Below are 19,985 nucleotides of genomic sequence, written 5' to 3'. Positions count from 1 at the left end.
ATATATGTCAACGAAGCGTAGTTTTATTGGGTGTCCGGTGTCACTTAGCCTGTTATGTTGCTGTTAAAATGGTTAGGATGACAGCCGTTTTTGACACTGTCGGGTCCAAAGGGAAAGTACCCAAGACCAAGCTAATGATGTTGTTGACGTTGATGGAAAGTGCATCAAGAACGCAATTACGTACTTTAGTCACATTAAGCCGATCATGTTAATTTGCGACATGCATCAGGCAGGTCAGGGACTTTTGTACTTCCTGTTTCGATTTAGTTGGCAATTTAGGTAGCAAACATGCAGACCCCGCACATTCTTATCGTTGAAGACGAGTTGGTAACACGCAACACGTTAAAGAGCATTTTCGAAGCAGAAGGCTACGATGTCTTTGAAGCGACCGATGGCGCAGAGATGCATCAAATCCTTTCTGAAAATGATATCAACCTGGTCATTATGGACATTAACCTGCCAGGCAAAAACGGCCTTCTTCTGGCACGCGAACTGCGTGAACAGGCGAACGTCGCGTTAATGTTCCTGACAGGCCGTGACAACGAAGTTGATAAAATTCTTGGCCTGGAAATCGGTGCGGATGACTACATCACCAAACCGTTTAATCCACGCGAGTTAACCATTCGTGCACGCAACCTGCTGTCCCGCACCATGAACCTGGGAACGGTCAGCGAAGAGCGTCGTAGCGTAGACAGCTACAAATTCAACGGCTGGGAACTTGATATCAATAGCCGTTCACTGATCAGCCCGAACGGTGAGCAGTATAAACTGCCGCGCAGTGAATTCCGCGCGATGCTGCACTTCTGCGAAAACCCGGGCAAAATTCAGTCCCGTGCAGAACTGCTGAAGAAAATGACCGGTCGCGAGCTGAAGCCGCATGACCGTACCGTAGACGTGACCATCCGTCGTATTCGTAAGCATTTCGAATCTACGCCAGATACGCCGGAAATCATCGCCACGATCCACGGCGAAGGGTACCGTTTCTGCGGCGATCTGCAGGAGTAATCCCGCAGTTAACGCATTAAAAACGGCGCATTTGCGCCGTTTTTTTTATTTCCAGATCCGCATCATATCGTCATCCGGTGCTGCGGGTGGCTCAGGTTGCTTCGGCTGAGAGAGCGAGTACCAGTCGAAATGACGGGTCAGGTACATGACGGCGAACAGCGCCAGCGCGAGAACCGCTGACCCCAACAGCAGCGCGCTGTCCTCCGAGCGCAGCAGGAACCACATCACCACGTCCAGCCCCAGCAAGGCCAGCACAAATAGCCCGCTGCGCTTCCAGCTTTTCAGCACGGCCTGCAGGTACATTCCGTTCATCGCTGCGCCCACCAGACTTGCAACAACCCAGGCTGGCGTAAACCCAACGTGTTCAGATAGCGCCAGCAACACCAGATAGAACAGCACCAGCGACAACCCCACCAGCAGGTACTGCATTGGGTGCAGGCGCAGCCCGGTTAAGGTTTCGAAGACAAAGAAGGCCATAAACGTCAGCGCAATCAGCAAAATGGCGTACTTGATCGCCCGGTCAGTCAGCTGATACTGATCGGCGGGCGTGGCTACCGTGACGCTAAAGGCGGGGATCGACTCCCACGATGGCGATTCGCTCCCGCTGAACCAGCTCTCAAGGTTGTTCGCAAACCAGCTGCTCTTCCAGTTCGCCTGGAAACCAGACTCGCCAATTTTGTGCTTAACCGGCAGATAGTTGCCCATAAAGCCCGGATGCGGCCAGTTGCTGTTAAGCGTCATTTCGCTGTTACGCCCTACCGGTACCACTGCAAAACTGCCAGTTCCCGTCAGATTGAGTGACATCTCAAGTGCAAACGTTTTGGCTTCCAGCGCGTTGTCGGTCAGCGGGATGTGGATCCCTGCAAGCGCCCCGTAGACTCCTGAACCGGGTTCCACGCTTAGCGTCTCACCATTGATTTTAGAGATACTGACCGTGCCAATACCCCGCGCATCGCCAACGCCCGTCACGATAAACGGCTGCCCTGTCGCGATCGTTTCTCCTTTCAACTGCTTCAGCTCTTCGGTATTAAACTGCGCTTTTATCTTCAGGTCAGTGTTCCAGATTTGCCCATCGTAGATGCCAATATTTCGGGACTCCACGCGCTGGTTCCCTTCCACAACCAGAGAGTCCGGCAGAATAAAATGCATATAGCTTTTCTTGTATTCGACCTTCTTCTCGTCCTCCAGCTTATAAAAAATCTCCGTCACCGGAATGGCAATCAGCGGGCCGACCAGTTTTTGCGGTCCGCTGGTGCTCTGCCGAAGCGTATTTTCGACATCGTTACGATAGCTTTCACGCTCTGAAATGAGGTTACTGACCATAAACAGTGGGACTAACAGCAGCAGGATGCACCCCAACAGGGTGCTTACTTTCCAGAACAGGGGGGATTTCATCGTTACGTCTCCTTTGTGATGAGGAGAGCGTAACCAGGCTGTGTGGGGTCAGTTTGAAGCTATGTGAAGGGACGGTGAAGTGCCAGCGTGGCCATCACGCCACCTTCATCGCGATTACGCAATGTAATCGCTCCCTGATGCAGACGCGCCACCTCCTGGACAAACGCCAGCCCGAGTCCACTGCTCTTCAACCCGTTCTCACGCGGCAGGGAATAAAAGCGCTCAAAAATACGCTCCAGCGCATAATCCGGGATACCGCTTCCGCTATCGGTCACCGTGAGCAGGACCTGCGTTGGCGCTTCATACGCGGCCAGTGCAATAACCCCGCTGAGCGGCGTGAAGTCGATGGCGTTATCCAGCAAATTACCCAGAGCCTGTTCGAGCAGTTCGGGATCGCCCGCAACAAACAGAGAGGTGCTTTGGATCGTCAGCGTGATATTTTTCGCTGTCAGAACCGCCGAACGCGCGTCGGCCAGGCGGGTAAATAGCGTGTCGACGTCGACGCTGACCGGCACGATCTCGACCCGATTTTCAAGCCGCGCCTGGGTAAGCAGCTTTTCGACCAGCGACTGCATGCGCGCGTTTTGCACCAGAATATTATCGATAAACCGCGCGGCCACCTGCGGCGGCGGCTGCTCGGCGAGAATTTCCGCCGCGCCGCGTATCGCGGCGAGGGGGCTTTTCAGCTCGTGGGTCAGCGCATGGACATAGTGTTCAATGTAGTTTTTCCCTTCCAGGCGAATGCGCATATTCTCCAGCGCCTGGGCCAGCTTGTGCAGTTCGCTGCTGCCTGGATTAGGCAGCGGGAGAGGTGTATCCGTGGTCACTGAATCGGCGTAGCGCGATAACGTACTGATAGAACGATTGATCCACCAGGCAACGAGAAGACCGATCAGCAGGGCAATGCCGAGCAGCGCTCCGCCTGCCCACAGGATCCTTCGCTCGCTGCGATGGATAACCGGCGCCATCGCGCTGTTAGGTTTCCCGACCGACAGCACGCCGATAATCTTGCCCTGCTCCACAACTGGCGCGGCAACATACATCACCGTGCTCTCCGGATCGTCGGGATGGCTCTGGGTACTGCGCGCGCCGTATTCACCGCGAAGCGTCAGCCAGACATCGTTCCAGCGCGAGTAATCTTTCCCCACGGCCAGACGGGCGGAATCAAACACCACTCTGCCCTGCGAATCGGTCATGTAGACGTGATACTCGTTACGCACTTTATGAATGCCGCCGATATTGGCGCGGAAAGGGCGCTGATGAAGCTGAGAAAAGGCCTGTGCCAGTTTGCCCTGCTGCGCATTGCCCGAAAGGAGATCCTCACGCCCGACTTCAGCGAGTAAGGTCGCAGTATCGATTAACGTGCCCTCGGTTGCCCTGCGCACGCCGGGCTTTACTTCCTGAACAAAGATCGACAGCACAAACCACGCGGCGATGGCCACGATCAGGAAGTACCCCAGCAATAACCGCATCCCAATGCGCATCAGTAAAGGCCCAGACTGTAGCCCATACCGCGATGGGTGCTGATGGGTGAAAGTTCCTCGTTTACCGCCCGCAGCTTGGCGCGCAGGGTTTTAATGTGGGTGTCCACGGTGCGGTCGAAACTGTCGCCGTCTTCACCCCATACCTTGTCCATGAGCTGCTGACGAGAAAAGACCCGTCCGGGGGCCTGTAACAAGGTTTTGAGCAGCAAGAATTCATAGCGTGTCAGGGGCAGTGCTTCACCGCACCAGCTAATCCGCGCGGCTGGCTCATTCAGTTCAAACTGCCCGACACGCACCGTCTTTGCTGGCGCGGCGGATTTTTGCATCCGCCGTAAAATTGTCCTTACCCGGGCGCACACTTCCCGTGGGGAGAAAGGCTTGGCAACGTAGTCGTCAGCGCCCATTTCCAGACCGAGGAGTTTATCCACTTCATCGCTGCGGGCCGTCAGAAACAGCACCGGCAGTGACGGATGCTGGGCCAGCAGCTGGCGGCATAGCTCAAAGCCGCTGATGTCCGGCAGCCCGACGTCCAGAATGGCGAGCGCCGGAGCCTGCTGCCGCGCCGCCTCCAGCACCGGTAAACCGCGCTCAAACGCCTTTACCGCAAATCCTTCCTGCTGAAGCATGTAGATCAGCGTATCGGCGATACTGGTTTCGTCTTCAACCAGCCAGACCACAGGTTGTTGCATGGTTCATCCCTGAATTAATGCCACGGCATAATCGGCACCGCGCTGATCGCGTTTTTCGGCGAGCCTTCCACCACTTTGTCGGAATAGGCCAGGTATGCCAGGGTGTTGCGTTTGGCATCATAGAAGCGCACTACCTGCAGCTTTTTAAACACCAGCGAGGTCCGTTTCTGGAAAACCACGTCGCCCTGCGCTTTGCCGTTTTTAATTTTATCGCTCAGCTCAACCGGCCCCACCTGCTGGCAGGAGATCGCCGCATCGGAAGTATCTTCCGCCAGCCCCAGCCCGCCTTTGATACCGCCCGTTTTCGCGCGGCTCACGTAGCAGGTGACGTTTTTCACATCCGGATCGTCAAACGCCTCCACCACGATTTTGTGGTCCGGGCCAAACATTTTGAACACGGTATCGACGGAACCAATCTGTTCCGCCTGCGCGGCGCGGCCGACCATCAGCAGCAACGCGGTGAAGATCAAAGTCTTGTATTTCATATTGTTACCATTCTTTAAAATTGCACTGGGCGATTATTCAACACTTTAGACAAAAATGTAGCAAGATCACAGGATTAGAATATATTCGCCCAAAACGAGCCGTAAAAGGCATTAATGCGCAAAAAAAACACTGAATGCTAAAACATCAAAAAATGCTATTATCCGCTAACCTGTTATCAGGCACCTGCTGTTTTAAGGATGAGGATAGTATATGGATCAGGCTGGAATTATTCGCGACCTGCTCACCTGGCTGGAAGGTCATCTCGACCAGCCTTTGTCACTGGATAATGTGGCGGCTAAAGCAGGCTATTCCAAGTGGCATCTGCAAAGGATGTTCAAGGATGTCACCGGTCATGCTATCGGTGCCTATATTCGCGCACGTCGTTTATCTAAATCTGCTGTGGCATTGCGCCTGACCGCGCGGCCGATTCTGGATATTGCCCTGCAGTATCGTTTTGATTCGCAGCAAACGTTCACCCGCGCCTTTAAAAAACAGTTCTCGTTGACGCCAGCGCTTTATCGTCGTTCGCCTGACTGGAGCTCGTTTGGCATGCGTCCGCCGCTGCGTCTGGGCGAGTTCGCGATGCCGAAATATGAAATTGTCGCGCTGCCGGAAACCCATCTGATCGGCACAACCCAGAGCTACTCCTGTTCTCTGGAGCAGATTTCTGAGTTCCGTCATCAGATGCGCGTCCAGTTCTGGCGCGACTTCCTGAGCCATGCACCGGCAATCCCGCCAATTCTGTACGGTCTGAACGAAACGCGCCCAAGCCAGGAAAAAGACGACGAGCAGGAGGTGTTCTACACCACCGCGCTGACGCCAGAGATGGCGAATGGTTATATTCAGGGTTCGAAACCGGTCGTGCTGGAAGGCGGCGAGTACGTGATGTTCTCGTATGAAGGGCTGGGAACGGGGGTTCAGGAGTTCATCCTGACCGTTTACGGGACCTGCATGCCAATGCTGAATCTTAATCGCCGTAAAGGTCAGGACATTGAGCGCTACTACCCGGCGCAGGATGCCAAACCGGAAGAAGGCCCAATCAATCTGCGTATGGAATTCTTGATTCCTATCCGCCGTTAACGCTGCAGTTCGTCAAGCGCAGGGGCATCGAGATGCGAAATGTCCCCTGCCATCTCCACTACCCAGCCCGATGCCAGCCATGCGCTTTCCTGATAATCAATTCGGGAAATGGAGCAGTTGCGCAGACGCAAACGGCGCTCAGCGTAAGCCGGTAACCCCAGAATGGTGCTCACCAGGCAGCCCAACGCAATCCCGTGACTCACCAGCAGCGGACGGCTTCCCGCCGGGAGCTTCAGGCATTCCGCCAGTGCGGCATGCATACGCACGCTCAGCTCCTGCATGGATTCCCCTTCCGGAATACGGCCATCTTCGGTACCGTTCACCAGCGTGCGACGCCAGCCCTCTTCCGTTTCCGTCAGCGTATCGATATGGCGTTTTTCCAGCACGCCCATATCCAGCTCGCGCAGGCGCGGCTCCAGCATGACATCACAGCCGCAGGCATCTGCGATGATGCGCGCCGTCTGCTGTGTGCGACCTAAATCGCTGGTAATCACGTGAGTAATGCCCAGCGTTCTGGCGCGTTCCGCCACCTGCCACGCTTGCTGCACACCCTTTTCGGTGAGAGGACTGTCCGACTGGCCTTGAATACGTCGCTCGGCGTTCCACTGCGTTTCACCGTGGCGAACAAGGTATACCTGTAACATGCTTTTTTTCCGTTATACTGCGATGAGTTTTTTTGAATCGAGCTTAATTATGCACCATGTTGTCTCTGCTACCACTAATCCTGCCAAAATTCAGGCAATTCTAAGGGCATTTGACGAGATCTTCGGCGCAGGATCCTGCCATATTGAGGCCATCGGCGTCGAGAGTGGCGTTCCTGAACAGCCGTTTGGCAGCGAGGAAACGCGCGCTGGCGCACGAAATCGCGTGGCAAACGCCAAGGCCGCAGCACCGGATGCTGACTTTTGGGTGGCGATTGAAGCAGGTATCGACGAAGGCGCAACCTTTAGCTGGGTGGTCATCGAAAGCCGCGAGCAGCGCGGTGAAGCGCGCTCGGCCACCCTGCCGCTGCCGGAAGTCATTCTGGAAAAAGTCCGTGCGGGTGAAGCGCTCGGGCCGGTGATGTCGCATTACACCGGCATCGATGAGATTGGCCGTAAAGAAGGAGCGATTGGCGTCTTTACCGCAGGCGCGCTGACGCGTTCTGGCGTTTACCACCAGGCGGTGATTCTGGCGTTAAGCCCGTTCCATAACGCGATTTATCGGTAAGTTTCCAGGCCGGATAAGGTGTAGCCGTCATCCGGCGTTTTTCAGCAATACCGCTTCCAGCCACTGGCGCAGCTCAACCGGCGCAGACTTCAGGCTGTTCGAGCCACGGGTGATCGTTGCAATGCCCGCGCCGAGCTCATTTTTCAGCTCGCGCTGGCTCATCTCACCGCGCAGCAGCTCCTCAATGATCCGCACGCGCGTGCCCAGCGCCTCACGCTCGTCCGGCGTGAGCATCAGCTGCATGAGAGGTAAGTGCAAATCCTGCTCGTAAGACTGGCGAAGCAGCTCCACAAAACGAAGCCACTCCTGATGACGTTGTTCGGCCATTGCCGAGGAATACGGGGAATGCTGGGTCATGTTATGCTGCCTCTTGTACTCATTAGCGAGTACAGCATAACACAACCCGCGCCGATCAGTAACGCCTCTGCCACTCGGCATCGCTCATCAGGGTATCTTTCTGCCCCATGAAGTAGCGATAGTAGGCGTCATAGGCCAGCACGTTCTTCACGTAGCCGCGCGTTTCCGAGAACGGGATGCTCTCGACAAATGCCACCGCGTCGATGCGTCCGGCGCTGTTGCCAAGCCAGGTGCGCACGCGTCCCGGCCCCGCGTTATACGCCGCCGAAGAGAAGATGCGGTTATTGCCAAACTGCTGGTAGACGTACTGCAAATAGCTGGTACCGATGTTGATGTTGGTATCCGGATCCAACAGCTGCGACGGGCTGCTGTAACCGGGGATGTTGAACATCTTCACCGTGTGCGTCGCGGTGCCGGGCATGATCTGCATCAGGCCGCTGGCGCCCACCGGGGAGCGCACTTTCGGGTTCCAGGCACTCTCCTGACGGGCAATCGCCATCGCGTAGCTTTTCGGAATGTCTTTACCGCTGGTGTAGCGATCGAACAGATCCTTGTACGCCAGCGGGAAACGCTCTTCGAGATGATCCCACAGCTTGCCGGCGATCGTGGCCTGCACGCTCAGATCCCACCAGCGATTATCGAACGCGTAGCGGGCAAGCTGGGCTTTCTCGTCGGTGGTGCGGCTGGTGACCAGATTAGCCCACTCGCTGCGCGCGGTATTGTCCATATTCCAGTACATCAGCTCGCGCACGCGCGCCATCTCCGGCCCCTGCGTCAGCGCCGGGTTCGCGTTGGCGGGCGCTTTGTCGATCTTAAGCGTGTACTCCTCGCCCAGCCGCTGCGCCGCCGCCATCGGGTAGAATCCGCGCTGTTGCATCAGAGTGTGGAGGATAGCTTTGGCATCATCGTCACGGCCACGCTCCAGCAGCAGGTCGGCCTGCCAGTAGCGCCATTCATCTTTCTCTTTGGCATCCATCGGCAGACGCGCAAGCCAGGTATTCAGCCCACGACGATCGCCCGTGCCCAGCGCCATTCGCACGCGGCGCTCGACAAGCGAGGTGGAGTTTGAACGCATGATCGCGTCGTCACGCCAGCGCGCCTGTTCGTCGGTCACATCGGTGCCCATCAGTCGCCACGCCACGATGTCGCGCAATTCCTGCGTTTGTTCTTCATTAAGCTGCTGCGCCTGCACCAACTGCGGGATCATCAGCCGCGCGTTTTCCACATCGTCACGCGCCACGCTGGTAAAGGCGACCGCCGCCATTTGTCGCGTGAAATCTGTCGCGCCCGTACTGCGGGCAAAGGTCAGCACGCTGTTCGGATCGTTTGCCAGCCCAATGACGGCAGACGAAATGGTTTGATAGTCGGACGGCATCTGCCCCGCCAGCGCAGTGACCAGACGCGTGTTCCCGGCCTTCATCGCCAGGCGAATGCGTTCAAGATAAGCCAGCGGATCCTGTTTGCCCGATGCGCGCCATGCGCCGAAGAGTGAATCACAGGCGTTAGGCTGGCTTTTGCCCGTCAGCCAGAGATCTTTGGCACCGACCCAGGCCTCTTCCTGCTGTCCTGTCGCCCATTTGGCGTAGTAGTAATTACACTGCGCTTCCGTCGTGCCCGGTTTTTCCGGGCTAAACGCCAGCAGCCCGCGCCAGTCTTCACGACGCGCCAGCTCATTCACAAAACGAGACTGGAGATTACGGGCAGGCGGCAGGGTCGGGTTCGCCTGAATGAAGTTGTTCACGGTGACGGTGGGTTGGTTCATGAGATCGTCGGTTATCTGGCGGTACTCCAGATACGGATACAGCGGATAATCCTTTAGCGTTGGCATCAGGGCCTGCACGGTATCCATCTGCTTGTTGTCCCACGCCTGTTTAATCTGGGCGTAGCGGTTACGTTGTTCATCCAGTGAATCGGCATGCACCGCCTGGCTTACCGCCATTACGCATACGCTGGCAGCCAGCAGACGCCAGACCACCCGTTTGGCTTTTTCCACAAGCTCTTCCTCATTGTTTTTCGTTAGTTGCAGCGTCTTGCCACGTCAATGTTGCATTCACTTATGCTAACCAGGCATCCTGCAACGCGCCACGTTATGGACACTTTTTTACCTTTCCTGCGCGTTTTAACACTCCCGGCGTTCCTGACTGGGATTAGGGCATGAAAAAGGCTACACTTCGAGGCTGAAATTCCTTCTCATTACGATAAAAGAGGCGAAGTCCAACGTGGCTCAATTCGTTTATACCATGCATCGTGTCGGCAAAGTTGTCCCGCCGAAACGTCATATTCTTAAAAATATCTCGCTGAGCTTCTTCCCGGGTGCAAAAATCGGTGTTCTGGGTCTCAACGGTGCCGGTAAGTCCACCCTGCTGCGCATCATGGCGGGCATCGATACAGACATCGAAGGTGAAGCCCGTCCGCAGCCTGGCATCAAGATTGGTTACCTGCCGCAGGAACCTCAGTTGAACCCGGAACACACCGTTCGCGAATCCGTTGAAGAAGCGGTGTCCGAAGTAGTTAACGCGCTGAAAGGTCTGGATGAAGTGTATGCCAAATACGCCGAGCCGGATGCGGACTTCGACAAGCTGGCCGCTCAGCAGGGCAAGTATGAAGAGATTATCCAGGCACACGACGGTCACAACCTGAACGTGCAGCTGGAGCGCGCGGCTGATGCCCTGCGTCTGCCGGACTGGGATGCAAAAGTTGAGAAGCTCTCCGGTGGTGAACGTCGCCGCGTCGCGCTGTGCCGCCTGCTGCTGGAAAAACCAGACATGCTGCTGCTCGACGAACCAACGAACCACCTGGATGCAGAATCTGTCGCCTGGCTGGAACGCTTCCTGCACGACTTCGAAGGCACCGTTGTGGCGATTACCCACGACCGTTACTTCCTCGACAACGTCGCGGGCTGGATCCTGGAGCTGGACCGCGGTGAAGGTATTCCGTGGGAAGGCAACTACTCCTCCTGGCTTGAGCAGAAAGATCAGCGTCTGGCGCAGGAAGCTTCTCAGGAAGCGGCGCGTCGTAAGTCTATCGAGAAAGAGCTGGAGTGGGTGCGTCAGGGCGCGAAAGGCCGTCAGTCTAAGGGCAAAGCACGTCTGGCACGCTTCGAAGAGCTGAACAACACCGAATACCAGAAACGTAACGAAACCAACGAACTGTTTATTCCACCTGGAGCACGTCTGGGGGATAAAGTGGTTGAAGTCAGCAATCTGCGTAAGTCTTACGGCGACCGCCTGCTGATTGACGACCTGAGCTTCTCCGTACCGAAAGGCGCTATCGTCGGGATCATCGGTCCGAACGGCGCGGGTAAATCAACCCTGTTCCGCATGATGTCCGGTCAGGAACAGCCAGACAGCGGCTCTATCACTCTGGGTGAAACCGTGAAGCTGGCCTCCGTTGATCAGTTCCGTGACGCAATGGACAACAGCAAAACCGTGTGGGAAGAAGTCTCCGGCGGTCTGGATATCATGCGTATCGGCAACACCGAGATGCCAAGCCGCGCCTACGTTGGCCGCTTTAACTTCAAAGGCACCGACCAGGGCAAACGCGTGGGCGAGCTGTCCGGCGGTGAGCGCGGTCGTCTGCACCTGGCGAAGCTGCTGCAGGTGGGCGGTAACGTGCTGCTGCTCGATGAACCAACCAACGACCTGGACATCGAAACCCTGCGCGCGCTGGAAAACGCCCTGCTGGAGTTCCCTGGCTGCGCGATGGTTATCTCGCACGACCGCTGGTTCCTGGACCGTATCGCGACCCACATTCTGGACTACCAGGATGAAGGTAAAGTCGAGTTCTTCGAAGGTAACTTCACCGAATACGAAGAGTACAAGAAACGCACGCTGGGCGCCGATGCGCTGGAGCCGAAGCGTATTAAGTACAAGCGTATTGCTAAGTAAGTGCCCGACTGCCGGGTGGCGCTAGCGCTTACCCGGCCTACGATTCTGTGCAGTTTGTAGGCCGGGTAAGGCGAAGCCGCCACCCGGCTTTTTTTATTTGCCCACGTAATACCGCTTCACCTCATCAAACTGCATCGCAAACTCGATATAGCTCATCAGCGCAGGTGAATTCAGCTTGCGGCTTGGATACGCCAGCCACAGATCGTTACCTTCAACATTCCACTCCGGCAGCACCTTCACCAGCGCACCCTTATCGATCTTATCCTCCAGCAGAAATGCGGGTAACAGCGTGATCCCCGCACCGGCAATCGCACATTCGCGGGCGTACACCAGATTATCGGTCATGTGCGCGTTATCCGGCAGGTAGCGGTAATCTTCGCTCTCGCTTCGCAGAAGCCACTCAGACCACGCCCGGTGCGTAATGCAGCGGTGATCCACCAGCTGACGGGGATGAATTAACGCCTCCCGACGCGCCAGATAGTCCGGCGAAGCCAGCATATAACGCGGGCAGTGCCCGATCATTCGGCCAATCAGGGAGGAGTCCTGCGGCTTGCCGGTACGCAGCGCCACGTCAAAACCGGACTCGACCAGATCCACAACGTCGTCAGAAATCGACACGTCCAGCGACACGTCAGGATAGCGAAGCTGGAACTCGGCATTCATATGCGCCAGCAGCGTCGCGCCAATCCCAGCCGGACAGGTGATCCGCAGCCGCCCGCTCGGGTTTTCGCGCAGCCGCTGAATGGCGTACTCCGCCCGCTCGCTGGCCGCCAGCATCTCGCGGCAGTGCACCAGATAATGCTCGCCCGCAAACGTGAGGCTGATCCTGCGCGTAGTGCGGTTGAGCAGGCGGATCCCCACCTGCTGTTCCAGCTGACTAATCCGCTGGCTAACGCTGGATTTTGGCAGTTCCGCTTTCTGAGCGGCAGCCGTAAAGCTGCCCATCTCCGCCACCAGCGCGAACAGCGCCATATCCTGCAGCTGTTTAAACATGATTGTTCACCCTGTACGAACGCTGAGTTCTTGATTGTCCATCTTATCACGCAGCTGTCCACTTTATAGACTAGCCTCAACAAAACGCATTCCATTGAGGAGCACACCATGTCTGTTAAAGCCATTGCCGTTAACCCAGAAAATCCCTCCACCTTCATTGAAATCAACCCGCCGATGCCGCAGCCCGGCGAGCACGATCTGCTGGTGGAGGTGAAAGCCGTCTCCGTTAACCCGGTCGATACCAAAGTCCACGCGAGTATTGCCAAAAACGGGCTGAACGAGCCGCGCGTGCTCGGCTGGGATGCCAGCGGGATCGTCAAAGCCGTGGGGGCTGGCGTGACCGGATTCAAACCGGGAGATCAAGTGTGGTACGCGGGCGACATCACCCGCCCGGGCAGCAACACCACGCATCAGCTGATCGATGCGCGTATTGTCGGGCACAAACCTGCGAGCCTCGGCTGGGCGGCTGCCGCTGCACTGCCCTTGACCGCGCTCACCGCGTGGGAAGGCCTGTTTGAACGGCTGAACATTCAGGATGCAGGGGCGGACAAAACGCTGCTGATCATTGGCGGCGCAGGCGGCGTGGGATCGCTGGCGATCCCCTTTGCGAAACACAACAGCAAGGTGAAAATCATCGCAACCGCTTCGCGAGAAGATTCTGCCCAGTGGTGCCGCGACCGCGGTGCAGACGTGGTGGTGAACTACCGCGATCTGAAAGGTGAGCTGGCGAAAGAGGGGCTGACCTTCGTGGATTACATTTTCATCCTCAACGACACCGACGGGCACTGGGATGCGGTCAGCGAACTGATTGCGCCACAAGGGCATATCTGCTCCATCGTTGAGAATGAACGTCCGCTGGATCAGGACAAGCTGAAGTCCAAATCCGCCGCCCTGCACTGGGAATTTATGTATACCCGCAGCATGTATCAGACGGCGGATATGGCGCGTCAGGGTGAGATCCTCAATGAGGTGGCGAAGCTGGTGGATAACGGCGTGGTGGAAAGTTCGTTGAGTGAAACGCTGCACGGGCTGAGCGTGGAAAGCATTACCGAGGCGCACCGCAAAGTGCTGGAGGGACATATGCGTGGGAAAGTGGTGGTTGAGTTCTGAGCGGTTTGATGCCCTCACCCCGGCCCTCTCCCACAGGGAGAGGGAGGTTAACGCTTACCCCTGCTCCCCCATCATCTCCTTCACCAGCTCGACGCAGCGCAGGAAACGGGAGTCGTAGTCCGACTCTTCCACATGCACAAACTCAACGTTGTTTTCGTTGAGCATCTCCACCAGCATGGACTGGAACTCCCGCCGGTCCACGGAGCTGCCGAGGCTGCGCATGCCATCAGCGACCCACGGAGTATTGTTTTCCAGCAGGATCACCAGGTCAAAGCGATACTCGTCAATCAGCGCCTGCACGAACGGGTGCTCACGCCCTTCATACTTTTTACAGAACGCCTGCGTGGTGACGAAATCGGTATCGATAAACGCCACTTTATTGGCATATTTCACGGCAAAATCAATGTACTGGGCATGTCCGAGCGCAATTTTGTCGTAGTCGGAATACTGCAGTGCCATCTCGTCGCCACCGAGGTGCGAGAAGACATAATCGCGGCCGTACTCCCACGCGCTGGTGGTGTTGAAGATGTTCGCCAGCTTATTGACCAGCGTTGATTTGCCGCTCGACTCGCCGCCCAGAATCGCCACCGTACGCACAAAGAACGGCTTAACTTCGGTCGGAATATAATCCCAGTAGCGGAACGGGTTTTCGCGGATCTGCGCCCCGCTGATGTTCATAAAGGTGCGTTTCGGATCGATCAGCACCGTCTCGATGCCCAGATGCTCGCGGAACTGCGGCGCATCGGACTCTTCAGAGGTGTAGATCCAGTTCGGCGCAATCCCTTTGTCTTCCATAAAGGTTTTTACACCGTTGCTCCACACGTCCCAGCCGTGCGGATACGGCTCCATGCCCTCTTCGTTAAAGGCATGAATACGAATATTTTTCTGATACTTAAAGGTCTGTAGCAGCCAGCGCAGCCGGTCTGACACAGTGGGCTGCTGCGACATGGCGCTGTCTTCGAACAGCTGACGGTCGCGGGTTTCATCGTAGCCCATGATGATGTGCAGCTCGTCCACTTGGCTACAGGCGCGCTGGATCAGATAGATATGCCCGGTATGCAGCGGGTAAAACTTGCCGAACACCACGCCGATGTTCTTTTGCATACGCGGGAATTCCAGCCCCAGAAAGCGGTGCAGCGCTTCGAGCTTCTGCGCGCTGGGGCTTTTGATTTTGGCGTTCAGCAGCTGGCTCAGGTAGCCTTTGGTCATGCCGCTGGCGTCCGCCACCTGCTGCAGCGTGCAGCCCTTCTGGCGGATTGCGGTCTTGATGTAGTCAAATGATGACATAAATTACGGTGCCTCCTGCAAAATCGAATACGTAATTATAAGTCGTCAAAGACATTTAACGCATCTGCGAGTTTTTTCACGCCAAATACCTGCATCCCTTCCGGGATTTTTTTCGGCACGTTAGCGGCGGGAACGATCGCCCGGCGGAAGCCGTGTTTTGCCGCCTCGGAGATACGCTCCTGACCGCTGGGCACCGGACGGATTTCCCCGGCGAGGCCCACTTCGCCGAAGACGACCAGATCCTGCGGCAGCGGTCTGTCGCGCAGGCTGGAGACCATTGCCAGCAGCAGCGCCAGGTCTGCGCTGGTCTCAGTAACTTTGACGCCGCCGACCACGTTCACAAAAACGTCCTGATCCGCCATCTGCAGCCCGCCGTGACGGTGCAGTACCGCCAGCAGGATCGCCAGACGGTTTTGTTCCAGACCGACCGCCACGCGCCGCGGGTTGCCCATCATCGACACGTCCACCAGCGCCTGAATTTCGACAAGCAGAGGACGCGTCCCTTCCCACAGCACCATCACCGAGCTGCCGGAGGTGATCTCATCGCCACGGCTCAGGAAGATGGCCGACGGGTTGCTGACTTCGCGCAGCCCCTGTTCGGTCATGGCAAACACACCCAGTTCGTTCACCGCCCCAAAGCGGTTTTTATGGCTGCGCAGGGTACGGAAGCGGGAATCCGCGTCGCCGTCGAGCATCACAGAGCAGTCGATACAGTGCTCAAGCACCTTCGGCCCGGCCAGCGAGCCGTCTTTGGTCACGTGGCCAACCATCACAATCGCCACGCCGCGCGTTTTGGCAAAGCGCGTCAGGTACGCCGCGGTTTCACGCACCTGCGCGACGCTGCCCGGCGAGGACTGAATATCCGCCATGTGCATCACCTGGATGGAGTCGATCACCATCAGCTTCGGCTGCTCTTCTTCGGCGATCATGCAAATCTGCTCGATGCTGGTTTCGGAGAGCATGTTCAGGTTGCCGGTCGGCAGACCCAGGCGGTGCGCACGCATCGCTACCTGCTGAAGTGACTCTTCGCCCGTGACGTACAGGGTTTTCATCTGTTCGGCGAGCTTGCAGAGCGTTTGCAGCAGCAGGGTCGATTTACCCGCGCCCGGATTACCACCAATCAGGATGGCGCTGCCCGGCACCACGCCGCCGCCGAGCACGCGGTCAAACTCTTTGAACCCGGTGGAGAAGCGCGGCAGCTCTTCGAGGCTGATGTCCGAGAGTTTTTGCACCTTCGCCACGCCCGCGTTACCGGCATAGCCGCTCAGGCGCTCGTTGCGGGCCACGCTCGGCGAAGCCGCCACACCACGCACTTCGGTGATGGTGTTCCAGGCATGACAGGCGCTGCATTGCCCCTGCCAGCGCGGATAATCCGCACCACATTCATTACAAACAAATGCGCGTTTTGGAGCTTTCGCCACGGTTTACCTCGTTATTTCTGATTAAGGCTGCCGGAGAGAATGCAGAACACCCCCATCAGGTCAGCGTGACGGATAGTCACTTCCGTCTTTTCATTCACTTTTGGCTTGGCATGGTAGGCAATGCCAAGCCCGGCCGCTTTGATCATCGGCAGGTCGTTCGCCCCGTCCCCGATGGCGACGGTCTGGACGACCGGAATTTCATATTTTTCCGCCAGACGCGTCAGCGTATTGGCTTTGTACTGGGCATCCACGATATCGCCGATCACCTGGCCGGTCAGCTTGCCGTCCATGATCTCCAGCTCATTGGCCACCACGGTGGTCAGGTGCAGTTTTTCCCGCAGATAATCCGCGAAGAAGGTGAAGCCACCAGAGGCGATCGCCACTTTCCAGCCGAGAGACTGCAGCTTCAGCACCAACTGCGTTAATCCGGGCATCAGCGGCAGCACGTCGCGCACCTGGCGCAGGATGTTAGCGTCGGCCCCTTTCAGGGTCGCCACGCGCTGGCGCAGGCTGGCGGTGAAATCCAGCTCGCCGCGCATCGCACGTTCGGTGACTTCCGCCACCAGCTCGCCGCTGCCCGCCAGCTTCGCAATCTCGTCGATACATTCGATCTGGATCGCCGTAGAGTCCATGTCCATGACCAGCAGACCTGGGGTTTTCAGGTGCGGAATTTTACCGAGCGGCGCGACGTCCAGCCCGGCGTCATGCGCCAGACGCGTTGCGCGCTGCGTCAGGGAACCCGCAAGGCGGATGACCTGGTAATCTTCCACACACCAGGCGGCGACAATCACCATCGCAGCCCCCAGTTTGCTTTGGTACTGGGTCAGGCGTTGCTTGTCCAGACCGCGTCCGTACAGCAGCCAGCCGCTACGACCGGCGTGGTAATCCAGAGGCATCACCTCATCGCCACTTAAAGAGAGCGGCAATCCTGGCCATAAAGAGACATCCGTTGGCAGGTCGCACCAGGTAATGTTCGGCATTAAAGCTCCTGTAAATTCGTTCGCGCCGGAAGGTTCCAGAGGGAAAATAACGCATGAGGCTACCCTGTAACCATCACTTCTGGCAACATTAAGCCGTAAATTTTCAGCAGGTGGAATATGGCTCGCGCAAAACTGAAATTCCGGCTTCATCGCGCCGTGATTGTCCTGATCTGTCTCGCACTTCTGGTGGCGCTGATGCAAGGGGCATCGTGGTTTAGCCAGAACCATCAACGGCAACGTAACCCGCAGTTTGAAGAGCTGGCCCGCACGCTGGCGCGTCAGGTCACGCTCAACGTTGCCCCCTCAATGCGTACTGAAACGCCGGACGATAAGCGGATAGGCCAGGTTTTACGTCAGCTAACTGAAAACAGTCGTATTCTGGATGCCGGCGTCTATGATGAGCAAGGAAACCTGATTGCCCGCGCGGGCGAGCACGTTAATGTGCGCGACAGGCTGGCGCTGGACGGCAAAAAAGCCGGGGGCTATTTTAACCAGCAGATCGTCGAACCCATTCAGGGCAAGAATGGCCCGCTGGGCTACCTGCGCCTGACGCTCGATACGCATACCCTGCCGACCGAAGCCAAACAGGTCGATAACACCACCAACATTTTGCGTCTGATGCTGCTGCTCTCGCTGGCCATTGGCGTTGTGCTGGCGCGTACCCTGCTTCAGGGCAAGCGTACCCGCTGGCAGCAGTCACCGTTCCTGCTGACCGCCAGCAAGTCGGTTCCCGAAGACGAAGAGAGCGAGAAGAAAGAATAGTGATAAAGTAGGCGAATGACTCAGAAAAGGAACTTTGCCATGACGACGTTACGCCTGCTTATCTCTGACTCTTACGATCCCTGGTTTAATCTCGCGGTGGAAGAGTGCATCTTCCGCCAGATGCCCGCCACCCAGCGCGTGCTGTTTCTCTGGCGCAATGCCGATACGGTAGTTATTGGCCGGGCGCAAAACCCGTGGAAAGAGTGCAATACGCGGCGTATGGAAGAGGACAACGTCCGCCTGGCGCGCCGCAGCAGCGGCGGCGGCGCGGTGTTTCACGATCTCGGCAACACCTGCTTCACCTTTATGGCGGGTAAACCGGAGTACGACAAAACCATCTCTACCTCGATTGTGCTCAACGCGCTGAATTCACTCGGCGTGACGGCGGAAGCGTCCGGGCGTAACGATCTGGTGGTGAAAACCCCAGAGGGCGACCGGAAGGTCTCCGGCTCCGCCTACCGCGAAACGATGGATCGCGGCTTCCACCACGGCACCCTGTTGCTGAACGCTGACCTGAGCCGTCTGGCGAACTACCTGAATCCTGATAAAAAAAAGCTCCAGGCTAAAGGGATTACCTCCGTGCGTGGGCGCGTAGCGAATCTGGTAGAACTGTTGCCGGGGATTACGCACGAGCAGATTTGCGATGCGATCCGCGAGGCGTTCTTTGCGCATTACGGCGAGCGCGTGGAAGCGGAGGTAATCTCTCCAGATAAAACCCCGGACCTGCCCAACTTTGCTGAAACCTTCGCACGCCAGAGCAGCTGGGAGTGGAACTTCGGCCAGGCACCTGCGTTTTCCCATCTGCTGGATGAGCGTTTTACCTGGGGCGGCGTGGAGCTGCATTTTGACGTCGAGAAAGGCCATATCACCCGCACGCAGGTGTTTACCGATAGCCTGAACCCGGCACCGCTGGAAGCACTCGCGGCTCGTTTACAGGGCTGTTTGTACCGGGCGGATATGCTGCAGCAGGAATGCGACGCGTTGATTGGGGATTTTCCGGAGCAGGAAAATGAGCTGCGGGAGCTGTCGGCGTGGATTGCACAGGCCGTACGCTAAGCGCGGTTTGGTGCCCTCACCCCGGCCCTCTCCCACAGGGAGAGGGAGGGAAGAGACAGAATTACTCTTTATCGCCCAGCAGAACAGATTCCAGCGCGATTTTGATCATGTCGTTGAAGGTAGTCTGACGCTCGGCAGCGGTGGTCTGCTCGTGGGTACGGATGTGGTCAGACACGGTGCAGATGGTCAGCGCTTTCGCGCCAAACTCAGCCGCCACGCCGTAGATACCCGCCGCTTCCATTTCCACGCCCAGAATGCCGTATTTCTCCATCACGTCGAACATCTCGCCGCCGTCCGGTGCATAGAACAGGTCAGCAGAGAAGATGTTACCCACGCGCGCCTCAACGCCCAGCGCTTTCGCCGCGTCAACCGCGTCACGCACCATGCCGAAGTCAGCAATTGCCGCGAAGTCATGATCTTTGAAACGCATACGGTTAACTTTGGAATCGGTGCAGGCACCCATACCGATAACGATGTCGCGCAGCTTAACGTCCATGCGCACCGCGCCGCAGGAGCCCACGCGGATGATTTTCTTCACGCCGAAATCGGTGATCAGCTCTTTGGTGTAGATAGAGCAGGATGGGATACCCATACCGTGGCCCATGACGGAGATTTTGCGGCCTTTATAGGTACCGGTGAAGCCCAGCATGCCGCGAACGTTGTTCACTTCACGCACGTCTTCCAGGAAGGTTTCTGCAATGTGCTTCGCGCGCAGCGGGTCGCCCGGCATCAATACGACGTCAGCGAAATCACCCATTTCTGCATTAATGTGAGGAGTTGCCAT

At 57.1% G+C, this 19,985-nt stretch carries 20 protein-coding genes; 7 read left to right on the top strand and 13 right to left on the bottom strand.

Annotated features, from left to right (window positions below; translation table 11 throughout):
• Window positions 1-52: 52 nt before the first annotated feature.
• The gene (gene yjjY, locus KW829_RS14990) at window positions 53-193 is read right to left on the bottom strand and encodes a protein YjjY (protein WP_085928893.1); all 141 of its coding nucleotides are present in this window, start codon (window positions 191-193) and stop codon (window positions 53-55) included.
• A gap of 95 nt (window positions 194-288) precedes the next feature.
• Between yjjY and arcA the strand changes: the two genes are divergently transcribed.
• Window positions 289-1,005: a two-component system response regulator ArcA gene (arcA, locus tag KW829_RS14985; protein ID WP_003856501.1), complete on the top strand. Its 717-nt coding sequence runs from the start codon at window positions 289-291 to the stop codon at window positions 1,003-1,005.
• A gap of 45 nt (window positions 1,006-1,050) precedes the next feature.
• Here the strand turns inward: arcA and creD are convergent, their stop codons facing one another.
• Genes creD through creA form a run of 4 tightly spaced genes read right to left on the bottom strand, consistent with a single transcriptional unit; the run spans window position 1,051 to window position 5,058 of the window.
• Window positions 1,051-2,400 (bottom strand): cell envelope integrity protein CreD, encoded by a 1,350-nt coding sequence (gene creD / locus KW829_RS14980; RefSeq protein ID WP_218308522.1) that lies wholly within the window; start codon window positions 2,398-2,400, stop codon window positions 1,051-1,053.
• A gap of 59 nt (window positions 2,401-2,459) precedes the next feature.
• Window positions 2,460-3,884: a two-component system sensor histidine kinase CreC gene (gene creC / locus KW829_RS14975; protein ID WP_218308521.1), complete on the bottom strand. Its 1,425-nt coding sequence runs from the start codon at window positions 3,882-3,884 to the stop codon at window positions 2,460-2,462.
• Window positions 3,884-4,573: a two-component system response regulator CreB gene (creB, locus tag KW829_RS14970; RefSeq protein WP_218308520.1), complete on the bottom strand. Its 690-nt coding sequence runs from the start codon at window positions 4,571-4,573 to the stop codon at window positions 3,884-3,886. Before creB ends, creC begins: the two co-directional genes overlap by 1 nt.
• A 14-nt stretch (window positions 4,574-4,587) precedes the next feature.
• On the bottom strand, window positions 4,588-5,058 hold the full coding sequence (gene creA, locus KW829_RS14965) for a protein CreA (protein WP_010427098.1): 471 nt from the start codon (window positions 5,056-5,058) through the stop codon (window positions 4,588-4,590).
• 211 nt (window positions 5,059-5,269) lie between these two features.
• Here creA and robA point away from each other — a divergent pair, with 211 nt between their 5' ends.
• Window positions 5,270-6,139 (top strand): MDR efflux pump AcrAB transcriptional activator RobA, encoded by an 870-nt coding sequence (gene robA, locus KW829_RS14960; RefSeq protein WP_010427100.1) that lies wholly within the window; start codon window positions 5,270-5,272, stop codon window positions 6,137-6,139.
• Here the strand turns inward: robA and gpmB are convergent.
• On the bottom strand, window positions 6,136-6,783 hold the full coding sequence (gene gpmB / locus KW829_RS14955; protein ID WP_008502057.1) for a 2,3-diphosphoglycerate-dependent phosphoglycerate mutase GpmB: 648 nt from the start codon (window positions 6,781-6,783) through the stop codon (window positions 6,136-6,138). The two genes, robA and gpmB, sit on opposite strands and share 4 nt — an antisense overlap.
• 49 nt (window positions 6,784-6,832) lie before the next feature.
• On the opposite strand from gpmB, the gene yjjX reads away from it, so the two are divergent.
• A complete protein-coding gene (gene yjjX, locus KW829_RS14950; protein ID WP_218308519.1) occupies window positions 6,833-7,348 on the top strand; it encodes an inosine/xanthosine triphosphatase in 516 nt (171 codons plus the stop codon).
• A 27-nt stretch (window positions 7,349-7,375) separates the two neighbouring features.
• Here yjjX and trpR read toward each other — a convergent pair whose 3' ends face one another.
• Both trpR and sltY read right to left on the bottom strand, forming a co-directional pair.
• Window positions 7,376-7,705, bottom strand: a complete 330-nt coding sequence (gene trpR, locus KW829_RS14945; RefSeq protein ID WP_010427104.1) for a trp operon repressor — start codon at window positions 7,703-7,705, stop codon at window positions 7,376-7,378.
• A gap of 55 nt (window positions 7,706-7,760) precedes the next feature.
• Window positions 7,761-9,698: a murein transglycosylase gene (gene sltY, locus KW829_RS14940; protein WP_218308518.1), complete on the bottom strand. Its 1,938-nt coding sequence runs from the start codon at window positions 9,696-9,698 to the stop codon at window positions 7,761-7,763.
• A gap of 226 nt (window positions 9,699-9,924) precedes the next feature.
• Between sltY and ettA the strand changes: the two genes are divergently transcribed.
• Complete coding sequence (gene ettA / locus KW829_RS14935; protein ID WP_101738274.1) at window positions 9,925-11,592, top strand: energy-dependent translational throttle protein EttA; 1,668 nt, start codon at window positions 9,925-9,927, stop codon at window positions 11,590-11,592.
• A gap of 93 nt (window positions 11,593-11,685) precedes the next feature.
• Here ettA and KW829_RS14930 read toward each other — a convergent pair whose 3' ends face one another.
• On the bottom strand, window positions 11,686-12,585 hold the full coding sequence (locus KW829_RS14930) for a LysR family transcriptional regulator (RefSeq protein WP_218308517.1): 900 nt from the start codon (window positions 12,583-12,585) through the stop codon (window positions 11,686-11,688).
• 108 nt (window positions 12,586-12,693) lie between these two features.
• Between KW829_RS14930 and KW829_RS14925 the strand changes: the two genes are divergently transcribed.
• Window positions 12,694-13,695, top strand: a complete 1,002-nt coding sequence (locus KW829_RS14925; RefSeq protein WP_218308516.1) for a zinc-binding alcohol dehydrogenase family protein — start codon at window positions 12,694-12,696, stop codon at window positions 13,693-13,695.
• 54 nt (window positions 13,696-13,749) lie between these two features.
• On the opposite strand, the gene nadR is transcribed toward KW829_RS14925, so the two are convergent.
• The 3 genes from nadR to serB are packed head-to-tail and all read right to left on the bottom strand — an operon-like array spanning window position 13,750 to window position 17,383.
• The gene (gene nadR / locus KW829_RS14920) at window positions 13,750-14,982 is read right to left on the bottom strand and encodes a multifunctional transcriptional regulator/nicotinamide-nucleotide adenylyltransferase/ribosylnicotinamide kinase NadR (protein WP_010427112.1); all 1,233 of its coding nucleotides are present in this window, start codon (window positions 14,980-14,982) and stop codon (window positions 13,750-13,752) included.
• Between the two features lie 35 nt (window positions 14,983-15,017).
• The gene (gene radA, locus KW829_RS14915) at window positions 15,018-16,403 is read right to left on the bottom strand and encodes a DNA repair protein RadA (protein ID WP_014068810.1); all 1,386 of its coding nucleotides are present in this window, start codon (window positions 16,401-16,403) and stop codon (window positions 15,018-15,020) included.
• Between the two features lie 11 nt (window positions 16,404-16,414).
• The gene (gene serB / locus KW829_RS14910) at window positions 16,415-17,383 is read right to left on the bottom strand and encodes a phosphoserine phosphatase (RefSeq protein ID WP_025757501.1); all 969 of its coding nucleotides are present in this window, start codon (window positions 17,381-17,383) and stop codon (window positions 16,415-16,417) included.
• Window positions 17,384-17,500: 117 nt separating this feature from the next.
• Between serB and KW829_RS14905 the strand changes: the two genes are divergently transcribed.
• The gene (locus tag KW829_RS14905) at window positions 17,501-18,145 is read left to right on the top strand and encodes a YtjB family periplasmic protein (protein ID WP_089599233.1); all 645 of its coding nucleotides are present in this window, start codon (window positions 17,501-17,503) and stop codon (window positions 18,143-18,145) included.
• Window positions 18,146-18,184: 39 nt separating this feature from the next.
• Complete coding sequence (gene lplA / locus KW829_RS14900; protein ID WP_010427120.1) at window positions 18,185-19,201, top strand: lipoate--protein ligase LplA; 1,017 nt, start codon at window positions 18,185-18,187, stop codon at window positions 19,199-19,201.
• Window positions 19,202-19,262: 61 nt separating this feature from the next.
• Here the strand turns inward: lplA and deoD are convergent, their stop codons facing one another.
• The gene (gene deoD / locus KW829_RS14895) at window positions 19,263-19,985 is read right to left on the bottom strand and encodes a purine-nucleoside phosphorylase (RefSeq protein WP_010427122.1); all 723 of its coding nucleotides are present in this window, start codon (window positions 19,983-19,985) and stop codon (window positions 19,263-19,265) included.

This window comes from Enterobacter sp. ENT02, assembly GCF_019219165.1.
GTDB classification, from domain to species: domain Bacteria; phylum Pseudomonadota; class Gammaproteobacteria; order Enterobacterales; family Enterobacteriaceae; genus Enterobacter; species Enterobacter mori.
Note: the sequence above shows the minus strand (reverse complement) of the source record. Positions and strands in the feature narration are given on the sequence as shown.

Excerpts from the sequence above, each read along its gene's own strand:
- arcA (WP_003856501.1), top strand. The coding sequence starts at position 289 with ATGCAGACCCCGCACATTCTTATCGTTGAAGACGAGTTGGTAACACGC.
- KW829_RS14925 (WP_218308516.1), top strand. The coding sequence starts at position 12,694 with ATGTCTGTTAAAGCCATTGCCGTTAACCCAGAAAATCCCTCCACCTTC.
- robA (WP_010427100.1), top strand. The coding sequence starts at position 5,270 with ATGGATCAGGCTGGAATTATTCGCGACCTGCTCACCTGGCTGGAAGGT.
- nadR (WP_010427112.1), bottom strand. The coding sequence starts at position 14,982 with ATGTCATCATTTGACTACATCAAGACCGCAATCCGCCAGAAGGGCTGC.
- deoD (WP_010427122.1), bottom strand. The coding sequence starts at position 19,985 with ATGGCAACTCCTCACATTAATGCAGAAATGGGTGATTTCGCTGACGTC.
- lplA (WP_010427120.1), top strand. The coding sequence starts at position 18,185 with ATGACGACGTTACGCCTGCTTATCTCTGACTCTTACGATCCCTGGTTT.
- creA (WP_010427098.1), bottom strand. The coding sequence starts at position 5,058 with ATGAAATACAAGACTTTGATCTTCACCGCGTTGCTGCTGATGGTCGGC.
- KW829_RS14905 (WP_089599233.1), top strand. The coding sequence starts at position 17,501 with ATGGCTCGCGCAAAACTGAAATTCCGGCTTCATCGCGCCGTGATTGTC.
- gpmB (WP_008502057.1), bottom strand. The coding sequence starts at position 6,783 with ATGTTACAGGTATACCTTGTTCGCCACGGTGAAACGCAGTGGAACGCC.
- trpR (WP_010427104.1), bottom strand. The coding sequence starts at position 7,705 with ATGACCCAGCATTCCCCGTATTCCTCGGCAATGGCCGAACAACGTCAT.
- KW829_RS14930 (WP_218308517.1), bottom strand. The coding sequence starts at position 12,585 with ATGTTTAAACAGCTGCAGGATATGGCGCTGTTCGCGCTGGTGGCGGAG.
- creC (WP_218308521.1), bottom strand. The coding sequence starts at position 3,884 with ATGCGCATTGGGATGCGGTTATTGCTGGGGTACTTCCTGATCGTGGCC.
- creB (WP_218308520.1), bottom strand. The coding sequence starts at position 4,573 with ATGCAACAACCTGTGGTCTGGCTGGTTGAAGACGAAACCAGTATCGCC.
- creD (WP_218308522.1), bottom strand. The coding sequence starts at position 2,400 with ATGAAATCCCCCCTGTTCTGGAAAGTAAGCACCCTGTTGGGGTGCATC.
- yjjX (WP_218308519.1), top strand. The coding sequence starts at position 6,833 with ATGCACCATGTTGTCTCTGCTACCACTAATCCTGCCAAAATTCAGGCA.
- serB (WP_025757501.1), bottom strand. The coding sequence starts at position 17,383 with ATGCCGAACATTACCTGGTGCGACCTGCCAACGGATGTCTCTTTATGG.